Here is a 19,103-nt window from a genome sequence, read left to right on the forward strand (position 1 = left end):
TGTCTGATAAGATCGGGATACCCCGCCATAGGGGCGGGGCAGGGTCAATGCGGGGGGCAGTCTAAACCGTTCAGGCCTTGCTGTCGCCGTCCGTTTCGCCGTCGGTTTCACGGTTGGCGCGGCTGCGTTCGTCCATGAACTGGTCGAACTCGGACTTGTCCTTGGCCTCGCGCAGACGCTCCAGGAAGGCTTCGAAGTCGTGCTGTTCCTGTTCCAGACGGGCCAGCGTGTCGGCCTTGTAGGAATCAAAGGCGCTGTTGCCGGTGGGGGTCATTGCGCGCATTCCGTGACGGGGCCAGGCGGCGCTGCGGCGGCAGGATTTGCTGAACATACGTTTGCTCCAGATCATATAGGCAAGAAGGGCGAGGCCGACAGGCCAGAAGAAGATGAACCCAAGGACCATCGCGGCGATCCAGGCGCCTTTGCCCTTGCTGTCCATCCAGGCTTCGGTCCGCTGAAACCACCCTTGGGTCGAAGGGGAGACGGCGGGTTCGGTCATCATGCTCATTGTTGGTTTCTCCAGATCGAGGGGATGTAAATCGCTTTCACATCATACCAGATGGGGGCAGGTCGCGGCATTGCAAGAGTTGATGTAAAACTTTTTTACATTCAGCCCGCGTTGACCTGCTGGCGCCACAATGGTCTAGGTGCATGCATGACCGGTTCGCTTGAAATCACCCGCCTGCCACTGGCCTTTGACCCCGATCTGGGCGCCGAGGCGCGCGCGCTGGTTCCGGGCCTGTCTGACGATCACGCGCAGCTGATTGCGGGGACCGGGGGCAGCAGCCCCTACCTCAAAGGCCTGATCGAGAAAGAGGCCGATTGGCTGCCGCGGGCATTGAGCGCACCGGATGAAGCGATGCAGGCGGTGATGGCCGAGTGCCGCGCGCTGCCGCCCGATCAGTTGAAGCCGGGTTTGCGTCAGGCCAAGCGGCGCATTGCCCTTCTGACGGCGCTGGGAGACCTGAGCGGGGCGTGGCCGCTGGAAAAGGTCACGACCGCGTTGACCGATTTCGCCGATCTTTCTGTTGGTCTCGCCGCGAAGGCCGAAATCGCCACGCTGATCCGGCGCGGAAAGCTGCCGGGCCAGAGCGAGGATGATATCGACGCGGCTGCCGGGATGGTGGTGCTGGCCATGGGCAAGATGGGCGCGCATGAGCTGAACTACAGCTCCGATATCGACCTGATCGTGCTGTTTGACGAAACCCGTTATGACCCCGACGATTTCTATGAGGCACGTCAGGGCATGGTGAAGGCCACCCGCAATCTCTGCGCCACGCTCAGCGATAAGACGGCTGATGGATACGTCTTTCGTACCGATCTTCGCCTGCGCCCCGACCCGGCGGTCACGCCGGTCTGCATGGCGATGGAGGCGGCGGAACGCTATTATGAAAGCCTCGGGAGGACATGGGAGCGCGGGGCCTATATCAAGGCACGCCCCTGTGCCGGTGATCTGGAGGCCGGGCAGCGCTTTCTGAAAACACTCACGCCTTTCGTCTGGCGGCGGCATCTGGATTTCGCCGCCATCCAAGACGCTCATGACATGCGTTTGCGCATCCGTGAGAACAAGGGCACCGGTGGCGCGCTGGAAGTGCCGGGTCATGACATGAAACTGGGTCGCGGCGGCATTCGCGAGATCGAGTTCTTTACCCAGACACGGCAGCTGATTGCAGGCGGGCGCGACGCCGATCTGCGTGCGCGCGGCACCGTCGACGGGTTGCAGGCGCTCGCCGCCAAGGGCTGGGTGCCGCAGGAGGTCGCGGATCAGCTGACCATGCATTACCGCGCCCATCGCGAGGTCGAGCATCGAATCCAGATGGTGCATGACAACCAGACCCATAAGGTGCCCCAGACCGAGGACGGCATCGCCCGTGTGGCCTGCCTGATGGGCATCACGCCCGAGGCGCTCTGTGCTGATCTGGCAGAGCGTCTGGCCGAGGTGCATGCCTTGACCGAGGATTTCTTTGCCCCCGATGCCAGCCCCGCCGCTGCGCCGCAGCCCGAGATCGCCTTTGACGCCTCGATCCTGGCGCGCTGGACCACCTATCCGGCTTTGCGCTCGCAGAGGGCGCGGCGGATCTTCGACCGGCTTCGCCCCGAGTTGCTGAGCCGTCTGGCCCGCACCACCAAACCCGAAGAGGCGCTGATGGCGCTGGACGGGTTTCTGGCGGGGTTGCCTGCGGGGGTGCAGCTCTTTTCGCTGTTCGATGCCAATCCGCATCTGATCGACCTGCTGATCGACATTGTCGGCACCGCGCCCGAACTGGCCGGGTACCTGTCGCGCAATTCCTCGGTGTTTGACGCGGTGATCGGCGGCAGTTTTTTCGACGACTGGCCCGGACGCGCTGCACTGCGGGATGACCTCTCTGCCCAACTGGCAGATGAGGGCGATTATGAACGGCGGCTGGATCTGGTTCGGCGCTGGAAAAAGGAATGGCATTTCCGGGTCGGAGTGCATCACCTGCGCGGTCTGATCGACGGGGCCACGGCCGGGGCGCAATATGCCGATCTGGCCGACGCGGTGATCCTGTCGCTGCTGCCCGTGGTGATGGAGAATTTCGCTATCAAACACGGCCCGGCGCCGGGACGGGGCGTGGCGGTTCTGGGCATGGGATCGTTGGGGGCGGGGCAGCTCAACGCGGCCTCTGACCTCGACGTGATCCTGATCTATGACCCGGAGGAGGTCGAGTTTTCCGACGGGCGCAAACCTTTGGCAGCACGGACCTATTTCGCGCGCCTGACCCAGGCCTTGATCACCGCGCTCACCGCGCCGATGGCGCAGGGGCGGCTTTATGAGGTTGATATGCGCCTGCGCCCCTCTGGCAATCAGGGGCCAGTTGCCACCAGCTGGGCCAGCTTCACCAATTACCAGCGCAACGAAGCCTGGGTCTGGGAACATCTGGCGCTGACGCGGGCGCGGGTTGTGGCGGGCAATGAGGGGCTGGGCCAAGATATCGAGACGTTCCGCCGCGACTTGCTGGGTCAGTCACAGGACCGCCGCAAGGTCTTTGCCGAAGTCTCGGAGATGCGCGAGCGGTTGGCGGCAGCCAAGTCGCCCTCGGGCATCTGGGACGCCAAGACCGGGCCCGGCCGGATGCTGGATATCGAACTGGTGGCACAGACCGGCGCGCTGCTATCCGGCAGCCCGAAACGCGATGTGGGTGCGGCGCTGGACGGCGCGGTCGCTGCCGGGTGGCTGAATGTCGCTGAGGCGCGGCAATTGCAGGACAGCTACGCGCTATTTCTGTCGGTGCAATCGGCAGCACGGCTGCTGCTCTCCGATGCGGCGATCGAAAGCGGCACGATCGGCGAAGGCGGCGTGGCGTTCCTGTGCCGCAGCAGCGGGATCGACCGGATCGATGCTTTGCAGGCCGCGCTGGCGGCAGCGTATGAAACAAATGCCGGGATCATCTCGGCAGCGGTGAGGGAAAGCGCAGATGGCACGCGGCAATGATCCTCTGGACCCCAAGGGGTTGATACGGGAAGCCTATCGCATCGACGGGATCACCCCGCCGGAATGCCGCAGCATCTTTCTGGATTGGGCGCTGAGCCTGCCTGCGGAGATCGACCAGAATACCGCGCTGCGCGCGCTGCATGACAGGTTTGAGGCCGAGACCCCCGATCACCCCATGACAGAGGTCCTGGCGCAAGGGCTGAGCGCGGCCCAGAGCCCCAGACGCCGGGGCGGCTGGCGCTCGCGCGAGCGCGGCTGATTGGCCACACCTGCGCGACAATTTCCGCTCTGGTTGTAAATCGTCCCATAGTTGCCCCAATTCGTCGACAACATGCTCCGCGTGACCCGGGTTTCGTGAAGAGGCCCCAATACGCATAAGGAGCAGGGACAATGAATTCCATGCGAGCAGTGGTGTTGATCGGTCTTGGCGCGGGCATGGCCGCCTGCAGCACGTCCGACATTCCTAGCCGGCACACCGGCCTTGACGAGTTGCCTTTGGTTGAAACCTCGGCGCTGCCACAGGATGGCGCGGACGCGGCCACCGTCATCTCGACCCCCGAGGCGGTGGAGGCACGGCAATTGGTCGAACGCCCAGCCGTTGAAGAACAGGACGACCCGGTGGTAACCATTGCTTCTCCGGTGTCGGTTCATGCGGTGCAGGTGCGGGTGCCTCGGTCGCTGAAAGTGTCCGAGCGCAACAGATACATGCCCTTTGGCGACATCGTCTGGCGCGAGGACCCGATCGGGGACCGGCATGCGCAGGTGCAGAAGATCATGCAGGATGCGCTGATGCGTGGCGTCACCCCGCTGGAAGGGCCGGGGCAGGTCGATGTCGAGGTCGAGCTGGTGCGCTTTCATGCGATCACCGAAAAGGCGCGCTATACCACCGGCGGCGTGCATGCGATCACCTTTGACCTGACGCTTAGGGATCCAGAAACCGGCGCGATGGTGGTGCCCCAGCGCCGTATCCGGGCCGATCTGGAGGCTTATGGCGGGCAGCAGGCGATCAATGCCGAAGCGCTTGGCATGACCCAAAAGGCGCGGATTTCCGAGCATCTGAGCGAGGTGATCCGCGAGGAACTGACCAGCCCCGAGGGCTATCAGAACGCAAAACTTGGCGTCTTCCAACTGCTGAACAATCTCTGAGGCTTTCACTCGCGCAGCGATGCACGTAAGAGGGCGCCATGACCGCGCCCTCTTTGCTTTCCGACCGCCCCCGTGTCCGCCTGAAACCCAAGGCCAATGCCCGCGCCATCCGGCATGGCTTCCCCTGGGTCTATGCCAATGAGCTGGTGACCGACCGCCGAACCAAGAAACTCGCCCCCGGTACCTTGGCGGTGCTGGAGGATGAGGGCCGCGCGCCGCTGGGGCTGGTCTCGGTCAACCCCGCCTCCAAGATCATCTGTCGCATGCTGGATGCCGCGCCTGATGCGGTGCTGGATCAGAACTGGTTTGAGGCGCGCCTCACCCGCGCGTTGGCCCTGCGCGAATGCGTGTTCGATGCGCCGTTCTACCGGCTGGTGCATGCCGAGGCGGACGGGTTCCCCGGCGTGATCATCGACCGGTTCGGCGAGACCTGCGTGATCCAGCCCAACGCCGCCTGGGCCGAAGCGCATCTTGACCTGCTGACCGAGGCGCTGGTTTGCGTGACCGGGGTGCAGACGGTGCTCAAGAACGGCTCGGGCCGGACCCGCGTGCTTGAGGGGCTGGATGATGCCAGTTCGGTGTTGCGCGGGACCGAACCCGCCGCGCCAGTGCCTGTGCCTATGAACGGCGCGACCTATCTGGCGGACCTGACCGGCGGGCAGAAAACCGGGCTGTTTTACGATCAGCGCCCCAACCACGCCTTTGCCGCCCGGCTGGTCCAACCCGGCGCGCGGGTGTTGGATGTGTTTTCTCATGTCGGCGGCTTTGCTTTGGCCATGCTGGCGGGCGGTGCTGGGGACGCGCTGTCGGTTGATGGATCAGCAGCAGCGCTGGCGCTGGCCGGGCAGGGGGCCGAGGCCTCGGGGTTTGTTGACCGTTTCTCCACCCGCCAAGGTGACGCCTTCGAGGTGCTGGCCGCCTTGGGCGAGGGGGGCCGCAGCTTTGACGTGGTGATCTGCGACCCGCCCGCCTTTGCGCCGAACAAGCAGGCGCTTGAGGCCGGGCTGCGCGCCTATGAGCGGGTGGCGCGGCTGGCGGCCCCGCTGATCAAGCCCGGCGGCTATCTGGGGCTATGCTCCTGCTCGCACGCGGCAGACCTGTCGCGCTTCCGCAGCGCCTCGGCGCGCGGCATTGGGCGGGCCGGGCGGCAGGCGCAGCTGATACATACCGGCTTTGCCGGGCCGGACCATCCCCTGATGCCGCAACTGGCCGAAAGCGGCTACCTCAAGGCGCTGTTTTTCCGGCTGTGAGGGCGGTTCTCGACACTTGCGTGATCTTTCCGACGATCATGCGCGAGATGCTGTTGGGCGCGGCGGAGCAGGGGCATTTCGCGCCACAATGGTCGGATCGCATTCTGGAGGAATGGGCGCGCGCAGCGATGCGTTTGGGGCCAGAGGGTGAGGCACAGGCGCGCGCAGAGGCCGCTTTGATGAGCGCCGCATGGCCCAAGGCACGCATCGCCCCGGCACCGGGGCTTGAGGCGCGGCTCTGGCTGCCCGATCCGGCGGATATCCACGTGCTGGCCACGGCGATTGCAGGCTCGGCGGATAGGATCATCACGCTCAACGCCAAGGATTTCCCCCGCAACATCCTGGCCGAAGAAGGGCTGACCCGCATCGACCCCGACGGGCTGCTCTACCAGTTCTGGCTGGAGGACCCGACCAGCATCGAGGCCGTGGGCCGCACGGTTCTGGAAAGGGCGCGGGCGCTGTCGGACGGAGAGTGGCAGATGCGGCCGCTCTTGAAAAAGGCGCGTCTGCCGCGGCTGGCCAAGGCACTTTCCGATATCAGCTGAAAGGCTCAGGCGTCGGTTTTCCAGCGCGCTTCCAGCTTTTCCAGTGCGGCGATGCGGTCCTGGGTCTTGGGATGGCTCATTAGCCAGGCTGGGGCCACGCCCGCACGCTGCTGGGTGAGATCTTCGAGCTTGGTGAACAGCGACTTTTGCGGCGCCACGCCGATCCCGGCCTTGGTCAGCAGGGCGGCGGCATATTCGTCGGCCTCATATTCGTCCGAGCGCGACAGATGCGAGGCCAGAAGGCTGGTCAGCATATTGGCAATCATCGCGCCGACAAAGGGGATGAAGCGGTTCAGTACCATGATCAGCGCGGTGCGCAGGGCGTTCTGGCCCGAGAAATCGATCATCCGCCGTTTCGCATGCCCCAGCGCCACATGGCCCAGTTCATGGGCGATGACGCTGGCCATCTCCTCGGCGCTGACCTCGCCATTGCGGAACTTGCGGTAAAAACCGCGCGTGATGAAGATGCGCCCGTCGGGGGCTGCCAGCCCGTTCACCGGGTCGATCTCGTAGATAAAGACCGGGATACGCTGCAAATCGAGCGCCGCCGCCAGTCGGTCGGTGATCCGCTTGAGCGCGGGATCGGCCAGTTCGGTGGATTTCTGATCCAACTCGCGATGCGTGCGCCAGACCGAGACGCGGTACATCACCAGCGCATAGGCAATCGCCAGAAGGATCGGGGTGAGCTTCAGCATGGGGTAGATATGGGGCACCGCTTGTTTTCAAGCAAGTCAGTTGGTGCAAGATAAAGTGGCAAAGGTAAGATACAAGTAGTCCGATGAAACGGAGCGGGCAGCTATTCAATTCTCTTCGCTTGAGCGGGGAAAACCCCGAACCTTGTGCCTTTGCCTGAGACTACGATTTGGGAACCGGGTGAAAGCGTTCGTCTGAACTCCTCAGAAAAGCCGCAAAGGGAATTTTGAGCAAACGGCAAGCCCTCGACTTTGATTGGCCTCGAGCAATATCTGCTGTTGCCGTCGTCTACATCGCCAACATCGTATTCGACCTCAACTGGGTAGCCAGTAAAAATAGTTGCGATCATTGGTAGACCCGCGGTTACCATCGTGCTCCCGAGCCAATAACCCAAGAAGGGCGCAAACGAGACAACGAGAATTGCCTTTAGTGGCGACGGATCATTGCCGTCCTTTGCAAGGCCTTTGGGAGCTAACCACAGCATGAAACCGCCTGCAGCGATACCTGCAAGCAATGCCACCCAAAAAACCTGAGAAACCCACTCTTGTGTTGGCAAATACTGAAAGCCAACAACGGTTGCTAGTGTCGGTGCTGATCCGAGCAGCAATATCGCAAACAAGAAGATACGAACCCACCTTGGCGGGCGTGTGCTTGGCCGCTTAGTGTTGGAAGAAATTTGCAACTCTCAAGAACCCGATTCCATTCAATCTAAGACGCTTGCAGCTAAGCAAGAAGGATTCGCCGTAAAATATCAATTTTTCAGTATGCTAGCTTCAGGTATCTTATCGGGTTAACTCCCGCATCCCCTGTTCCAGCCCGGCCAGTGTCATCGGCACCATGCGGTTCTCGAAGATTTCCTGAACCATGGTGATGGAATGGGTGTAGCCCCAGTATTTCTCGGGCACCGGGTTGATCCAGAGGTTGGAGGGCCATTGCTCGCGGGCGCGGGCTAGCCAGACCTGTCCGGCCTCCTGATTCCAGTGTTCATTGGCGCCGCCGGGATAGGCGATCTCGTAAGGCGACATGCTGGCATCGCCCACGAAGATGCATTTGTAATCTGACCCGTAGGTGCGCAGCACTTCGTGGGTGGGGATCTGGTCCGTCCAGCGGCGGGAATTGTCGCGCCAGACGCCCTCGTAGAGGCAGTTGTGGAAATAGTAATATTCCAGATGCTTGAACTCGGTGCGGGCGGCGGAGAACAACTCCTCGACCACTTTCACATGCGGGTCCATCGAGCCGCCCACATCGAGAAACAGCACCACCTTGACCGCGTTGTGCCGTTCGGGGCGGGTTTTCACGTCCAGATAGCCATGCTCGGCGGTGGCGCGGATGGTGCCGTCCAGATCGAGCTCATCCGCTGCACCCTCGCGGGCCCAGCGGCGCAGGCGTTTCAGCGCAACCTTGATGTTGCGGGTGCCCAGCTCAACCGTGTCATCGAGGTTTCTGAACTCGCGCTTGTCCCAGACCTTGACCGCGCGCTGGTGGCGGCTTTCCTTCTGGCCGATGCGCACGCCTTCAGGGTTGTAGCCATAGGCGCCAAAGGGCGAGGTGCCGCCCGTGCCGATCCATTTGTTGCCACCCTGATGGCGGCCCTGCTGTTCCTTCAGGCGCTCTTTCAGCGTCTCCATCAGCTTGTCGAAACCGCCAAGCGCCTCGATCTCGGCCTTTTCCTCGGCGCTCAGGTGCTTTTCGGCCATCTTCTCAAGCCAGTCGCCGGGGATATCCACGGCTTCCATGACCTGAGACATGCTGATCTGTTCCAGCCCCTCGAAACTGGTGGCAAAGGCGCGGTCGAACTTGTCGATATTGCGCTCATCCTTCACCATCGAGACGCGGGCGAGGTAATAGAACGCCTCGACATCATAGGTGGCGAGGCCGACCTTCATGCCCTCAAGAAAGGTCAGGTATTCCCGCAGGGACACGGGGATACCAGCGCTGCGCAGGTTTTCGAAGAAGGGCAGGAACATGTCAGCTCAGATCAGGGTACGGTCGATCACTATGGTAAGGATCAGCCCAAGCAGAGCAAAGGCGATTCCGTAGCCAGCCGCATATTGCGCTACGTCAGCTTTCGAGCCATTGCGTTTTTTGGCGGTCCTGCCGCCGATAACGGCCCCGATCAGGGCCATTGCGATTACGATCATGCGTCTCTATCCGCCCAGTCCTTGACGGGGGTTCAGCGCCGCAACCTCTTGCATTCTGGCGCGCACCGCCCAATCCGAGCCGAACCCGTAGCGCGCCCAACCCAGACTGTCCAGCCTGACATCCTCGGCCTTGTCACCTTCGCCCTGCAACTCAAGCGCTTCGGCATCGAGCAGCATCAGGGTCGACAGCAGCGCCGCGTTTTCAGCCCGTTGCGCCACTTGCAATTGTGGGCGGATCTGCTGGCGGGCGTCCTGTGGTTGCCCGTTGGCCAGCGCGTAGGCCGCGGTCTGGGTCACCACATAGGCGGTTTGCAGATCGGTGCCCGGCGTTTGCGACAGGTAATAGAGCGCACTGCGATAATGCTGCTGGGCGGTTTCGGGGTCACCGGCCTGCACCATACGCCCCAGAATATAGTGGCTGAAAGCACGGCGGTGGTCGGTCCAGCCTTGTTGCTGCGCGATCCGTGTAGCCTCGGTCGCGGCCCGTTGGCGCTGCGATTGCGTCGCGCCAGGCCCCAAGGCAGTCTGGGTCGCCTCGATCCAGCTGCGCGGCGTTTTCGAGATCGGGCGCTCGGCCACGCGCACACCGCGCGGGTTCTGCCGTGCGAGGATGCCGGGCAGGGCGGCGGCGACCTCGTCCCGTGTCATGCCGTTGCGCAGCGCAGGATCATAGCTGGCGCGCAGGATCAGCATGTCAAAGCCGGTCAGCACCGTATGCACATTGTCGTCGTTAAAGACCGAGTCGGGCAGCCGGTAGAGATCGTTCAGCGGACCGATGGCCTGGGCCAGTTCCTCATGCAGGCAGTCGCGCACTTCCTGCGGGCTGACATCATTGGGGATAAAAATGCCCAGTTGCGTACGTTCGCGCAGCAGCGCCCAGTTGGTTTCCGGCTTGCGGCGCTTGCGGCGGAAGTCTGCCAGGCTGGAGACATTGGGCACCACGAAACAGGCCGCATGGGGCAGGGCCCGGCGAATCTGGTCACGGCTGACCGCCTCGATGGTGATATTCGCGTCGCTGCCCGAAACCTGCTGGATGTTGATTCCGGCCTCGCGGCGCAATCGCTGCAGCAGTTGCGACAGATCGCTTTGCAGGCTTTCCGGCGGCGCGCCGGTAACGCGCAGGGTGATCGGCTGCTCGAACCGGGTGAAGAGCGGCAGCTCGCGTCCGCTTTCCAGCTCGAAATGCAACGCCAGGAAATCATTCGCGATATTGGTATTGGAGCGGACCGGCGCATGCGGTCGGGTTGCGGCAAAAGATTTCATCGGCGGCAGCGGCGTCGGCGACACCTGCGCCCGGGTGGGCGTATCGCGCACCGAGGATGCGGCGCATCCGGCCAGGACCATAACAAAAGGGAACAATAAACGTTTAAACATAATTACCTTTGGTACTTGATAAATGGCGTAACGCTGCCAACCCGATCATACAACTTTCTTGCGGTTTCGTTAAAGTCCTGTGTCAGCCAGTAGACCGAGGGGCATCCCCGCGCATCCGCTGCGGCATAAACCGCCTCGATCAGGGCGCGTCCGATGCCGGTTCCGCGGCTCTCGGGGCGGGCGTAGAGATCCTGAAGATAACAGACCTCTTCGATCTTCCAGGCATGGCGGTGGAACAGGTAATGGGTCAGCCCGACCAACCGCCCGTCCTGTTCTGCCACCAGACAAGAGAAATCTGCGGGGTCATCCCCCAGCAGACGCGCAAACGTGACGTCATACACCTCGGCCGAAACCGAGCTTTCATAGAAGTCCAGATAGGCTGTCCATAGCTCAGCCCATTCCGACCTGTCGCCGGACCGCAATGCGCGGATCGTCGTCACAGACGCCATGCTACTTCTGCCCCCACTCAGAAGTTAACGATTGAACCAGTTGATCCTCAATCTGACGCGAGGTCAATGGGCGCAAGGGGGGATTCGCGCAAGGCGGGAGTATCACCGAAGACTCGGGAAACAATTACCGCCAATATCGACATTTCGTTTCTTCAAACGCGCGGCTGGACAGGTTTTATCGCTGCCCGCGCGCCATGAAGGCCAGACGTTCGAACAGATGCACATCCTGCTCGTTTTTCAACAGCGCCCCGTGCAGCTTGGGCAGGGCGTTCGCGCCGTCGCGCTTGAGGTCTTCGGGCGTCAGGTCTTCGGCGAGCAGCAGCTTAAGCCAGTCGAGCACTTCGGAGGTCGACGGCTTCTTCTTCAGCCCGACCGTGTCGCGAATCTCGTAGAACTGGGTCAGCGCGGTGGTCAACAGCGCCTCTTTGATGCCGGGGTGGTGCACCTCGACAATCTTGCGCATCGTGGTCTCATCCGGGAAGCGGATGTAGTGAAAGAAGCAGCGGCGCAGGAAGGCGTCGGGCAGTTCCTTTTCATTGTTCGAGGTGATGATCACGATCGGGCGCTGACGTGCCTTGATGGTCGCGCCGGTCTCGTAGACATGGAATTCCATCTTGTCGAGTTCCTGCAAAAGGTCGTTGGGAAACTCGATATCGGCCTTGTCGATCTCGTCGATCAGCAGCACGGTTTTGCGTTCCGACTCAAAGGCCTGCCAAAGCTTGCCCTTCTTGATGTAGTTGCCCACGTCATGCACGCGCTCCTCGCCCAGCTGGCTGTCGCGCAATCGGCTGACCGCGTCATATTCATAGAGACCCTGCTGCGCACGTGTGGTGGATTTGACGTTCCACTCGATCATGTCGAGCCCGAGCGCGCCCGCCACCTGTCGCGCCAGTTCGGTCTTGCCGGTGCCCGGCTCGCCCTTGACCAGCAGCGGGCGTTCCAGGGTCACGGCGGCATTCACTGCAATGGTCAGATCGTCGGTTGCGACATACTCGGCTGTACCCTCGAAACGTGTGGTCATCTCAGTGCTCTCCAAACCGTGGGAAATGTTGAACGGGTATGCGCAGAAAAACGCCCCTTGGCCCTAGCGAGGCACAGGGCGATTTGCAAGCCACGCCGCCGGTTTGCTACGCTGCGTGACACGATCCGGCGCGCCTGTCGCCAGCTTTGCGGTGCAAGTGCAGACCGGGTTCGCTTGCTTCGCCTCTCCGCGCGCGGGGATTGGCGGCAAGCCTGTATTGTTTGTCCAAGTTTGTGACTAATTTCACAGAAAAACAACACTTTGTAATGTAGCATTTCAATTGCAACACGATCCGCGAAATTGGGGGTGTTGAGGTAGCTTTGACTAGTGACAATCTTCTGCGCGTCAGATAAACGCTGCGTCAGAAGGGGCGCCAATGGTCTTGGAACAAAAGACATGACGGACATAGTTGGCCACACCGAGGGAGCCAAGATGAAACAGGAAGTGTTTCTGCCGGAGGATTACCGTCCGGCGGAGGATGAACCATTTATGAATGAGCGTCAGCTCGAATACTTCCGCCGCAAGCTGAACAACTGGAAAAGCGAATTGCTGGCGGGCAGCCGCGATACGATCGAAGGGCTGCAGGACAACACCCGCAACATTCCCGATGTCGCAGACAGGGCAAGCGAAGAAACCGACCGCGCGTTGGAACTGCGTACCCGCGACAGGCAGCGCAAGCTGGTTGCCAAAATCGACTCGGCCCTGCGCCGGATCGACGAGGGCGAATACGGGTATTGCGAAGTGACCGGTGATCCGATCTCGCTGCGCCGTCTGGACGCGCGTCCAATCGCCACCATGAGCCTTGAGTCGCAGGAACGTCACGAGCGCCGCGAGCGGGTCCACCGCGACGACTAACCGCGCCTGACGCGACGAAGAACCAAGCGCCGGGGCCTGTCGCCCCGGCGTTTTTGCGTTAAACGGGCAGCATGAGTATTCGCGATCAGAAAATCGTTGTTGTCGGGGCCGGTATCGGCGGGCTTTCGGCGGCACTTGCCCTGCGTCAGCGCGGTGCCGATGTGACGGTTCTGGAACAGGCCGCCGCGATCAGCGAAGTGGGCGCGGGCCTGCAAATCTCGCCCAATGGTGCGGCGGTGCTGAACGCGCTTGGTCTGGCGGACGATCTGAACGCGGCGGCAGTCAGGGCGCGCGCCGTATCGCTCAGGGATTATCGCCGCCCCGGAGAGGTCCTGCGGCTGGACCTTGGAACCTATGCGCCCGATCTGAGCTATTGCTTTGTGCACCGCGCCGATCTGATCACGATTCTGGCCGATGCGGTGCGCGCCAGCGGTGTGCCGATCCGGTTGCTGCAAAGGCTCGAATCGGTCGATCTGAACGGGCAGGCGGTCTTGCATATGGGCAACGGTGCCCGCATCCGTAGCGATCTGGTGGTGGGTGCGGATGGGCTGCACTCGCGGCTGCGCAGCCATCTCAACCCCGCCAAGCAGCCATTCTTCACCGGGCAGGTGGCCTGGCGCGCCACGGTTCCCAACAGCATCGAGATGCCGCCCGAAGCGCAGCTTTATATGGGGCCGGGGCGGCATCTGGTCTGTTACCCGCTGCGCGATGGCCGCCTCGTCAACATCGTGGCCGTGGAAGAGCGCAAGAACTGGACCGCCGAGGGCTGGAACCATCAGGACAGGCCCGAGACTCTCAGGCGTGCTTTCGCGGAGTTTCGGGGCACCCCCGAGGCGCTTTTGGATCAGGTGTCAGAGGTCAATCTCTGGGGATTGTTCCGGCACAAGGTGGCGGAGCGCTGGCATGGCGCCAACGCGGTGCTTCTGGGCGATGCGGCGCATCCGACGCTGCCATTCCTGGCGCAGGGGGCCAATATGGCGCTCGAAGATGCCTGGGTTCTGGGAGATGAACTGGCGCGTGCGGACAGCCTCGAAAGCGGGCTGGCGCTCTATCAGGCGCGACGGCAGGCCCGCGCTGCTCGGGTGATCGCGGCGGCCAGCGGCAATGCCTGGAAATACCATCTGAGGTTTCCACCCTTGCGCGGGGCGGCACATCTGGCGCTGCATCTGGCCGGTCGTGTTGCGCCCGCGCGCATGGTGGGGCAGTTCGACTGGCTCTACCGGCACGACGTCACGCAAGAGCGCGCCGCCTGATCGGCGTTAATTGTCGAGCGTCACCCAGACCGGCACGTGATCGGAAGGCTTCTCATGGCCTCGCACCGCTGCATCGATCTGGCAATCCGTCATCAGATCGGCGGCTTGCGGGGTGAGCAGAAAATGATCGATGCGAATCCCGTCATTTCGGTTCCAGGCCCCGGCCTGATAGTCCCAGAAGGAATAATGCTCAGGCCCCCGCGTGCGGGCGCGGAAGGCTTCGGTGAAGCCCAGATTCAGAATACGCCGGAATGCGGCACGGCTTTCGGGACGAAACAGCGCATCCTCGCGCCAGGCCTCGGGGCGCTTGGCATCCTCGGCCTGCGGAATGATGTTGTAGTCGCCCGCCATCAGCGCCGGAATCTCCTCGGCCAGCAGGGCCTGCGCGCGGTCGTATAACCGTTCCATCCAGGCGAGCTTGTAGTCGTATTTCGGCCCCGGAACCGGGTTGCCATTGGGCAGGTAGAGCCCGCAGACGCGCAGCGCCTGTTTGCCCACCACCGTCGCCTCGATCCAGCGCGCCTGTTCATCGCTCTCATCGCCGGGCAGGCCCCGGCTGACATCCTCAAGCGGCAGCTTCGACAGGATCGCCACCCCGTTGAAGCTTTTCTGCCCATGGGTTTCGACATTGTAGCCGCGCTCTTCGAAAATCTCGCGGGGGAAGTTCTCGTCGATGGATTTGATTTCCTGCAACAGCACGATATCGGGCTGCGCCTCGTCCAGCCAGCGGGGCAGCGCCTCGGCCCGCGCCTTGATGCCGTTGATGTTGAATGTGGCGATTTTCATGGGCGGGTCTCCGGCTGCCTGTGATGATCTATCGCCCAGATAGAAGGGCGGAGCAAGATCATGGTCGTTGGGAGTTCGCGAGGCTCTGCCTCAAGCGCCCGATACGCTACATCGAGAAACTGGTGCCGCAGCCGCAGGAGGCGGTGGCATTGGGGTTGTCGATCACGAAGCGCGCGCCGATCAGTTCTTCGCTGAAATCAATCACCGCGTTTTCCAGAAACGGCAGCGAGACCGAATCCACCACGACGCGTTCACCTTGCCCTTCGAGCACCAGATCATCATCTGCAGGCGCGTCCAGCGCGATCTCGTATTGAAAACCGGAACAGCCGCCGCCTTCCACTGCCACACGCAGCGCTTGACCCTGATCGGCGGCGCCGATCTCGGCGAGACGCGCAAAGGCGCGGTCTGTGACTTTGGGCGGCAGGTTCATGGGGCCAACTCCGGCGGTTTTCTTATTGGGCGAGGACCAATATAGAAAGCCTTGATGCAGGCGACAAGGACAGGACGTATGGAACGGGCAGGTTTCGCCTCGGATCCCGCAAAAGCGCGGGGCAGGCTGGTAGCGGAAGAAGAAAGCAGTTTTCGGTCATGTTTCCAGCGTGACCGCGACCGGATCATCCACGCCAGCGCCTTTCGGCGGCTGAAACACAAGACTCAGGTCTTTGTCGAACATGAGGGCGACAATTACCGCACAAGGCTGACCCATTCGATCGAGGTGGCGCAGGTGGCCCGTACCATCGCGGGGACTTTGCGGCTGAACCCGGAACTGACCGAGGCGGTGGCGCTGGCCCATGATCTGGGCCACACGCCGTTTGGACATACCGGAGAGGACGCGCTGCATGCGCTGATGGCACCTTATGGCGGGTTCGATCACAACGCCCAAGCCATTCGTATCGTGACCCGGCTGGAACGGCATTATGCGGCGTTTGACGGGTTGAACCTGACCTGGGAAACCCTTGAAGCGATTGCGAAACATAACGGACCGGTGCTGGGCGACCTGCCTTGGGCGCTGGCTGAATGCAATGCGGGTTTCGATCTGGAATTACACACGCATGCCAGTGCCGAGGCGCAGGTGGCGGCGCTTTCCGATGACATTGCCTATAACAATCATGACCTGCATGATGGCTTGCGCGCCGGGCTGTTCAGTGATGCGGATATCGCGCCGCTGCCGATCATCGGCGCCTGTTACGCTGAGGTGGATCAACTCTGGCCGGGGCTGGATGCCAAACGCCGCCGATACGAGGCGCTGCGCCGGGTTTTTGGGGTTATGGTGTCGGATGTGATTGAAACGTCGCGAGCGCGGCTTGCCGCAAGCGGGGCGGAGTCGGTGGAAGAGATTCGGGCACTCGACCATCCCGTGATCGCCTTTTCCGATGCACTCTGGCGTGATCTGAAAGAGATCCGGGCCTTTCTGTTCACGCGGATGTATCGCGCGCCCAGCGTTATGAAGAAGCGCGCGGAAGTCTCGGAAATCGTGGAGGAATTGTTCCCGATTTACCTGAGAGATCCGCATCAGATGCCCAAGGGCTGGCACCCCGAGATCGACGCTGCGCCGGACGAAACGTCACTGGCGCGGATCGTGTCGGATTATGTTTCGGGCATGACCGATCGCTTTGCAGTGCAGGATCATGCGCGCCTGACCGGGGCCGATCCGGCGCGGCTATGAAGCGCAATCCGAAAACCGGTTCCCATTTTTCGGATTGCGCGCCCGCCTATTCGATCCCGATATAGGCCACCGCCCAGACCTGCAGGTTACCAAGCTCTTCGGCCAGCGCCGGGTCTTCGACGGCGGGAAAGATCACTACTGAGGGACCATAACCTCCCAGGGCCAGCGGTTTCTGATCGGCATGGGTGGCAAGGATCGGCTCGAACCTCTCGATCTGTTCCCAGGAGATTTCAGCGCGATAGCCATCCAGCGCAATGGGCACGGCGGTCTTGCCGGTGGCCCCGGCCTGCGCCATCACATCGGCCAATCGCGGGCCACTCATGGCGCGGTTGGCCTCCTGACCGGGCGGGCCAAAGGGTACGGTCAACTCATATTGCTCCATCGCGCCAAGGGCGGCGGCGTCAAAGCCCATCCCGTTGGCATAAGTGATCTCAAGGAACCCGAACAATCCGCCATCCTCTTCCCCGCGCGCGGGCAGGTTGGAACTGGCCAGATCGCCGCCCAGCGTCACCAGAACCGGCCCCTGCGCCTTGGCCATCAAGGGCAGGCAAAGCGCCAGAACCAGTATGATCATGCGTTTCATCGCAAAACTCCCTGTTGTTTTCCGGCAGGCTACAGGGTTGGTCCGCGAATCCAAGCAGGGATCGCCCGCATTGACCTTGGCGGCTTGCGTGGTAAACCGCCCGCAACCAAGAGGACGCAAGTCATGAACCTATTTTCTGAAATCCGCAGCCTCGTGCTGGACGCGCTGGCGCAAATGCAGGCCGAGGGCGCGCTGCCCGGCGATCTGAGCTTTGACAACGTGGCAGTCGAGCCACCGCGCGACGCGGCCCATGGCGATATGGCGACCAACGCGGCGATGGTTCTGGCGAAACCGGCAAAGATGAAGCCGCGTGACATTGCCGAAACACTTGCTGCGAAGCTGGCAGAGGACCCGCGCATCACCAGCGCCGAGGTGGCCGGGCCGGGCTTCCTGAACATGCGGCTGGCCTCCGGCGTCTGGCAGGGCGTGCTGGCGGCTGTGCTGCAGGGTGGGGCGGATTATGGCAAATCCACCATGGGGCAGGGGAAGCGGGTTAATGTCGAATTTGTATCGACCAACCCCACGGGACCGGTCCATGTGGGCCATACGCGCGGCGCAGTATTCGGTGATGCTTTGGCCGGTTTGCTGGGGTATGCGGGCTATGATGTGACGCGAGAGTATTACATCAACGATGGCGGTGCGCAGGTCGATGTCTTGGCGCGTTCTGTCTACCTTAGGTATCTCGAAGCGCATGGAGAGGTTGTTGAATTTCCCGACGGGGCATATCCCGGCGACTATCTGGTCGATGTGGGCAATGCGTTGAAGGACAAGGTCGGTGATGCTTATGTCGGGAAAGGCGAAGAGGTCTGGCTTGAAGACATTAGGAACTTTGCCACCGATGCGATGATGGATCTGATCCGGTCTGATCTGGCATATCTGGGCGTGAAGATGGATGTGTTCTTCTCCGAAAAGTCACTTTACGGGACGGGACGGATTGAGGCTGCACTCGATCGCCTCGATGAAATGGGGCTAATCTATGAGGGCGTGCTGGAACCACCCAAGGGCAAGAAGCCCGAGGATTGGGAGCCGCGCGAGCAGACGCTGTTCAAATCGACCGAACATGGCGATGACGTGGACCGGCCAGTCAAGAAATCCGATGGCAGCTGGACCTATTTCGCGCCTGATATCGCCTATCACTATGACAAGGTGACCCGTGGCTATGACGCGCTGATCGATGTGTTCGGCGCCGATCATGGCGGTTATGTCAAGCGGATGAAGGCGGCGGTCTCGGCGCTGAGCGACGGCAAGGTACCGCTCGATATCAAGCTGACCCAGCTGGTGAAGCTGTGGAAGAATGGCGAGCCCTTCAAGATGTCCAAGCGGGCGGGGAACTTTGTCACTCTGCGCGATGTGGTTGATCAGGTCGGCCCGGATGTGACCCGGTTCGTCATGTTGACCCGCAAGAATGACGCGCCGCTCGATTTCGATTTCGACAAGGTGCTGGAGCAGAGCCGCGAGAACCCGGTGTTCTACGTCCAATACGCCCATGCGCGGGTGATGAGCGTGCTGCGCCGCGCCGCCGAGGCGGACGTGGCGGCGGATGACGCAACCTTGAAGGCCGCCGATCTGAGCAAGATTTCGCATGAGGCTGAGCTGATCGTTGCCAAGAAACTGGCAGAATGGCCACGCCTGGTCGAGATCGCCGCGCGCACCAATGAGCCCCACAGGATCGCCTTCTATCTCTATGAATTGGCTGGGGATTTCCATGCGCTGTGGAACCGGGGCAACGAGTTGCACGAGCTGCGCTTCATCCAGGATGGCGATGTTGCCACAAGCCAGTCGAAAATCGCGCTGGCCCGCGCCGTTTCCGTTGTGATTTCGGCGGGTCTTGGTATTCTTGGCGTCACACCGGTGCAGGAGATGCGGTAAATCAAGCCGCCCAGACCG

20 protein-coding genes are annotated in these 19,103 nt (G+C 62.0%); 9 read left to right on the forward strand and 11 right to left on the reverse strand.

What is annotated here, in order from left to right:
* Positions 1-70 precede the first annotated feature (70 nt).
* Complete coding sequence (locus AB1E34_RS14795; protein ID WP_372573112.1) at positions 71-508, reverse strand: DUF2852 domain-containing protein; 438 nt, start codon at positions 506-508, stop codon at positions 71-73.
* A 147-nt stretch (positions 509-655) separates the two neighbouring features.
* Between AB1E34_RS14795 and glnE the strand changes: the two genes are divergently transcribed.
* The 5 genes from glnE (at position 656) to AB1E34_RS14820 (ending at position 6,395) form a co-directional block, all read left to right on the forward strand.
* The gene (gene glnE, locus AB1E34_RS14800) at positions 656-3,454 is read left to right on the forward strand and encodes a bifunctional [glutamate--ammonia ligase]-adenylyl-L-tyrosine phosphorylase/[glutamate--ammonia-ligase] adenylyltransferase (RefSeq protein WP_372573113.1); all 2,799 of its coding nucleotides are present in this window, start codon (positions 656-658) and stop codon (positions 3,452-3,454) included.
* Complete coding sequence (locus AB1E34_RS14805; RefSeq protein WP_372573114.1) at positions 3,438-3,713, forward strand: hypothetical protein; 276 nt, start codon at positions 3,438-3,440, stop codon at positions 3,711-3,713. The genes glnE and AB1E34_RS14805 overlap by 17 nt, the downstream gene beginning before the upstream one ends.
* Before the next feature lie 131 nt (positions 3,714-3,844).
* On the forward strand, positions 3,845-4,600 hold the full coding sequence (locus tag AB1E34_RS14810) for a DUF6778 family protein (RefSeq protein WP_372573115.1): 756 nt from the start codon (positions 3,845-3,847) through the stop codon (positions 4,598-4,600).
* A gap of 38 nt (positions 4,601-4,638) precedes the next feature.
* On the forward strand, positions 4,639-5,850 hold the full coding sequence (locus AB1E34_RS14815) for an RSP_2647 family RNA methyltransferase (RefSeq protein WP_372573116.1): 1,212 nt from the start codon (positions 4,639-4,641) through the stop codon (positions 5,848-5,850).
* Positions 5,847-6,395, forward strand: coding sequence for an RSP_2648 family PIN domain-containing protein (locus AB1E34_RS14820; RefSeq protein ID WP_372573117.1), 549 nt, complete (start codon positions 5,847-5,849; stop codon positions 6,393-6,395). Before AB1E34_RS14815 ends, AB1E34_RS14820 begins: the two co-directional genes overlap by 4 nt.
* Before the next feature lie 5 nt (positions 6,396-6,400).
* Here the strand turns inward: AB1E34_RS14820 and AB1E34_RS14825 are convergent, their stop codons facing one another.
* From AB1E34_RS14825 to AB1E34_RS14855, 7 genes are all read right to left on the reverse strand, one after another.
* On the reverse strand, positions 6,401-7,090 hold the full coding sequence (locus tag AB1E34_RS14825) for a M48 family metallopeptidase (RefSeq protein WP_372573118.1): 690 nt from the start codon (positions 7,088-7,090) through the stop codon (positions 6,401-6,403).
* Positions 7,091-7,191: 101 nt separating this feature from the next.
* Positions 7,192-7,707 (reverse strand): hypothetical protein, encoded by a 516-nt coding sequence (locus AB1E34_RS14830; protein WP_372573119.1) that lies wholly within the window; start codon positions 7,705-7,707, stop codon positions 7,192-7,194.
* Positions 7,708-7,870: 163 nt separating this feature from the next.
* Positions 7,871-9,055, reverse strand: a complete 1,185-nt coding sequence (locus AB1E34_RS14835) for a vWA domain-containing protein (RefSeq protein WP_372573120.1) — start codon at positions 9,053-9,055, stop codon at positions 7,871-7,873.
* Between the two features lie 6 nt (positions 9,056-9,061).
* Positions 9,062-9,229 carry an apolipoprotein acyltransferase gene (locus AB1E34_RS14840; RefSeq protein WP_306193869.1) on the reverse strand — a complete coding sequence of 56 codons (168 nt, stop codon included), beginning with the start codon at positions 9,227-9,229 and terminating at the stop codon, positions 9,062-9,064.
* A 6-nt stretch (positions 9,230-9,235) separates the two neighbouring features.
* Positions 9,236-10,573, reverse strand: a complete 1,338-nt coding sequence (locus tag AB1E34_RS14845; protein ID WP_372573121.1) for a DUF2927 domain-containing protein — start codon at positions 10,571-10,573, stop codon at positions 9,236-9,238.
* Positions 10,574-10,605: 32 nt separating this feature from the next.
* Positions 10,606-11,052 (reverse strand): GNAT family N-acetyltransferase, encoded by a 447-nt coding sequence (locus tag AB1E34_RS14850; RefSeq protein ID WP_372573122.1) that lies wholly within the window; start codon positions 11,050-11,052, stop codon positions 10,606-10,608.
* 175 nt (positions 11,053-11,227) lie between these two features.
* Positions 11,228-12,073, reverse strand: coding sequence for an AAA family ATPase (locus AB1E34_RS14855; protein ID WP_372573123.1), 846 nt, complete (start codon positions 12,071-12,073; stop codon positions 11,228-11,230).
* A gap of 432 nt (positions 12,074-12,505) precedes the next feature.
* On the opposite strand from AB1E34_RS14855, the gene dksA reads away from it, so the two are divergent.
* Positions 12,506-12,928 (forward strand): RNA polymerase-binding protein DksA, encoded by a 423-nt coding sequence (gene dksA / locus AB1E34_RS14860; protein ID WP_306195672.1) that lies wholly within the window; start codon positions 12,506-12,508, stop codon positions 12,926-12,928.
* Positions 12,929-12,999: 71 nt separating this feature from the next.
* On the forward strand, positions 13,000-14,181 hold the full coding sequence (locus AB1E34_RS14865; protein WP_372573124.1) for an FAD-dependent monooxygenase: 1,182 nt from the start codon (positions 13,000-13,002) through the stop codon (positions 14,179-14,181).
* A gap of 6 nt (positions 14,182-14,187) precedes the next feature.
* On the opposite strand, the gene xth is transcribed toward AB1E34_RS14865, so the two are convergent.
* Together xth and AB1E34_RS14875 are read right to left on the reverse strand one after the other, a co-directional pair.
* A complete protein-coding gene (gene xth, locus AB1E34_RS14870) occupies positions 14,188-14,967 on the reverse strand; it encodes an exodeoxyribonuclease III (RefSeq protein ID WP_372573125.1) in 780 nt (259 codons plus the stop codon).
* 106 nt (positions 14,968-15,073) lie between these two features.
* The gene (locus AB1E34_RS14875) at positions 15,074-15,397 is read right to left on the reverse strand and encodes a HesB/IscA family protein (protein WP_306193877.1); all 324 of its coding nucleotides are present in this window, start codon (positions 15,395-15,397) and stop codon (positions 15,074-15,076) included.
* Positions 15,398-15,451: 54 nt separating this feature from the next.
* Between AB1E34_RS14875 and AB1E34_RS14880 the strand changes: the two genes are divergently transcribed.
* Positions 15,452-16,633: a deoxyguanosinetriphosphate triphosphohydrolase gene (locus AB1E34_RS14880; RefSeq protein ID WP_372573126.1), complete on the forward strand. Its 1,182-nt coding sequence runs from the start codon at positions 15,452-15,454 to the stop codon at positions 16,631-16,633.
* 46 nt (positions 16,634-16,679) lie between these two features.
* Here the strand turns inward: AB1E34_RS14880 and AB1E34_RS14885 are convergent, their stop codons facing one another.
* Complete coding sequence (locus AB1E34_RS14885; RefSeq protein WP_372573127.1) at positions 16,680-17,216, reverse strand: hypothetical protein; 537 nt, start codon at positions 17,214-17,216, stop codon at positions 16,680-16,682.
* Positions 17,217-17,339: 123 nt separating this feature from the next.
* Between AB1E34_RS14885 and argS the strand changes: the two genes are divergently transcribed.
* Complete coding sequence (argS, locus tag AB1E34_RS14890) at positions 17,340-19,085, forward strand: arginine--tRNA ligase (RefSeq protein ID WP_372573128.1); 1,746 nt, start codon at positions 17,340-17,342, stop codon at positions 19,083-19,085.
* Positions 19,086-19,103: the final 18 nt, after the last annotated feature.

Source organism: Ruegeria jejuensis (assembly GCF_041537905.1).
Lineage (GTDB): Bacteria > Pseudomonadota > Alphaproteobacteria > Rhodobacterales > Rhodobacteraceae > Ruegeria_C.

Coding starts and splice junctions, on each gene's coding strand:
- AB1E34_RS14795 (WP_372573112.1), bottom strand. CDS start 508: ATGAGCATGATGACCGAACCCGCCGTCTCCCCTTCGACCCAAGGGTGG.
- glnE (WP_372573113.1), top strand. CDS start 656: ATGACCGGTTCGCTTGAAATCACCCGCCTGCCACTGGCCTTTGACCCC.
- AB1E34_RS14805 (WP_372573114.1), top strand. CDS start 3,438: ATGGCACGCGGCAATGATCCTCTGGACCCCAAGGGGTTGATACGGGAA.
- AB1E34_RS14810 (WP_372573115.1), top strand. CDS start 3,845: ATGAATTCCATGCGAGCAGTGGTGTTGATCGGTCTTGGCGCGGGCATG.
- AB1E34_RS14815 (WP_372573116.1), top strand. CDS start 4,639: ATGACCGCGCCCTCTTTGCTTTCCGACCGCCCCCGTGTCCGCCTGAAA.
- AB1E34_RS14825 (WP_372573118.1), bottom strand. CDS start 7,090: ATGCTGAAGCTCACCCCGATCCTTCTGGCGATTGCCTATGCGCTGGTG.
- AB1E34_RS14835 (WP_372573120.1), bottom strand. CDS start 9,055: ATGTTCCTGCCCTTCTTCGAAAACCTGCGCAGCGCTGGTATCCCCGTG.
- AB1E34_RS14840 (WP_306193869.1), bottom strand. CDS start 9,229: ATGATCGTAATCGCAATGGCCCTGATCGGGGCCGTTATCGGCGGCAGG.
- AB1E34_RS14845 (WP_372573121.1), bottom strand. CDS start 10,573: ATGGTCCTGGCCGGATGCGCCGCATCCTCGGTGCGCGATACGCCCACC.
- AB1E34_RS14850 (WP_372573122.1), bottom strand. CDS start 11,052: ATGGCGTCTGTGACGACGATCCGCGCATTGCGGTCCGGCGACAGGTCG.
- AB1E34_RS14855 (WP_372573123.1), bottom strand. CDS start 12,073: ATGACCACACGTTTCGAGGGTACAGCCGAGTATGTCGCAACCGACGAT.
- dksA (WP_306195672.1), top strand. CDS start 12,506: ATGAAACAGGAAGTGTTTCTGCCGGAGGATTACCGTCCGGCGGAGGAT.
- AB1E34_RS14865 (WP_372573124.1), top strand. CDS start 13,000: ATGAGTATTCGCGATCAGAAAATCGTTGTTGTCGGGGCCGGTATCGGC.
- xth (WP_372573125.1), bottom strand. CDS start 14,967: ATGAAAATCGCCACATTCAACATCAACGGCATCAAGGCGCGGGCCGAG.
- AB1E34_RS14875 (WP_306193877.1), bottom strand. CDS start 15,397: ATGAACCTGCCGCCCAAAGTCACAGACCGCGCCTTTGCGCGTCTCGCC.
- AB1E34_RS14880 (WP_372573126.1), top strand. CDS start 15,452: ATGCAGGCGACAAGGACAGGACGTATGGAACGGGCAGGTTTCGCCTCG.
- AB1E34_RS14885 (WP_372573127.1), bottom strand. CDS start 17,216: ATGAAACGCATGATCATACTGGTTCTGGCGCTTTGCCTGCCCTTGATG.
- argS (WP_372573128.1), top strand. CDS start 17,340: ATGAACCTATTTTCTGAAATCCGCAGCCTCGTGCTGGACGCGCTGGCG.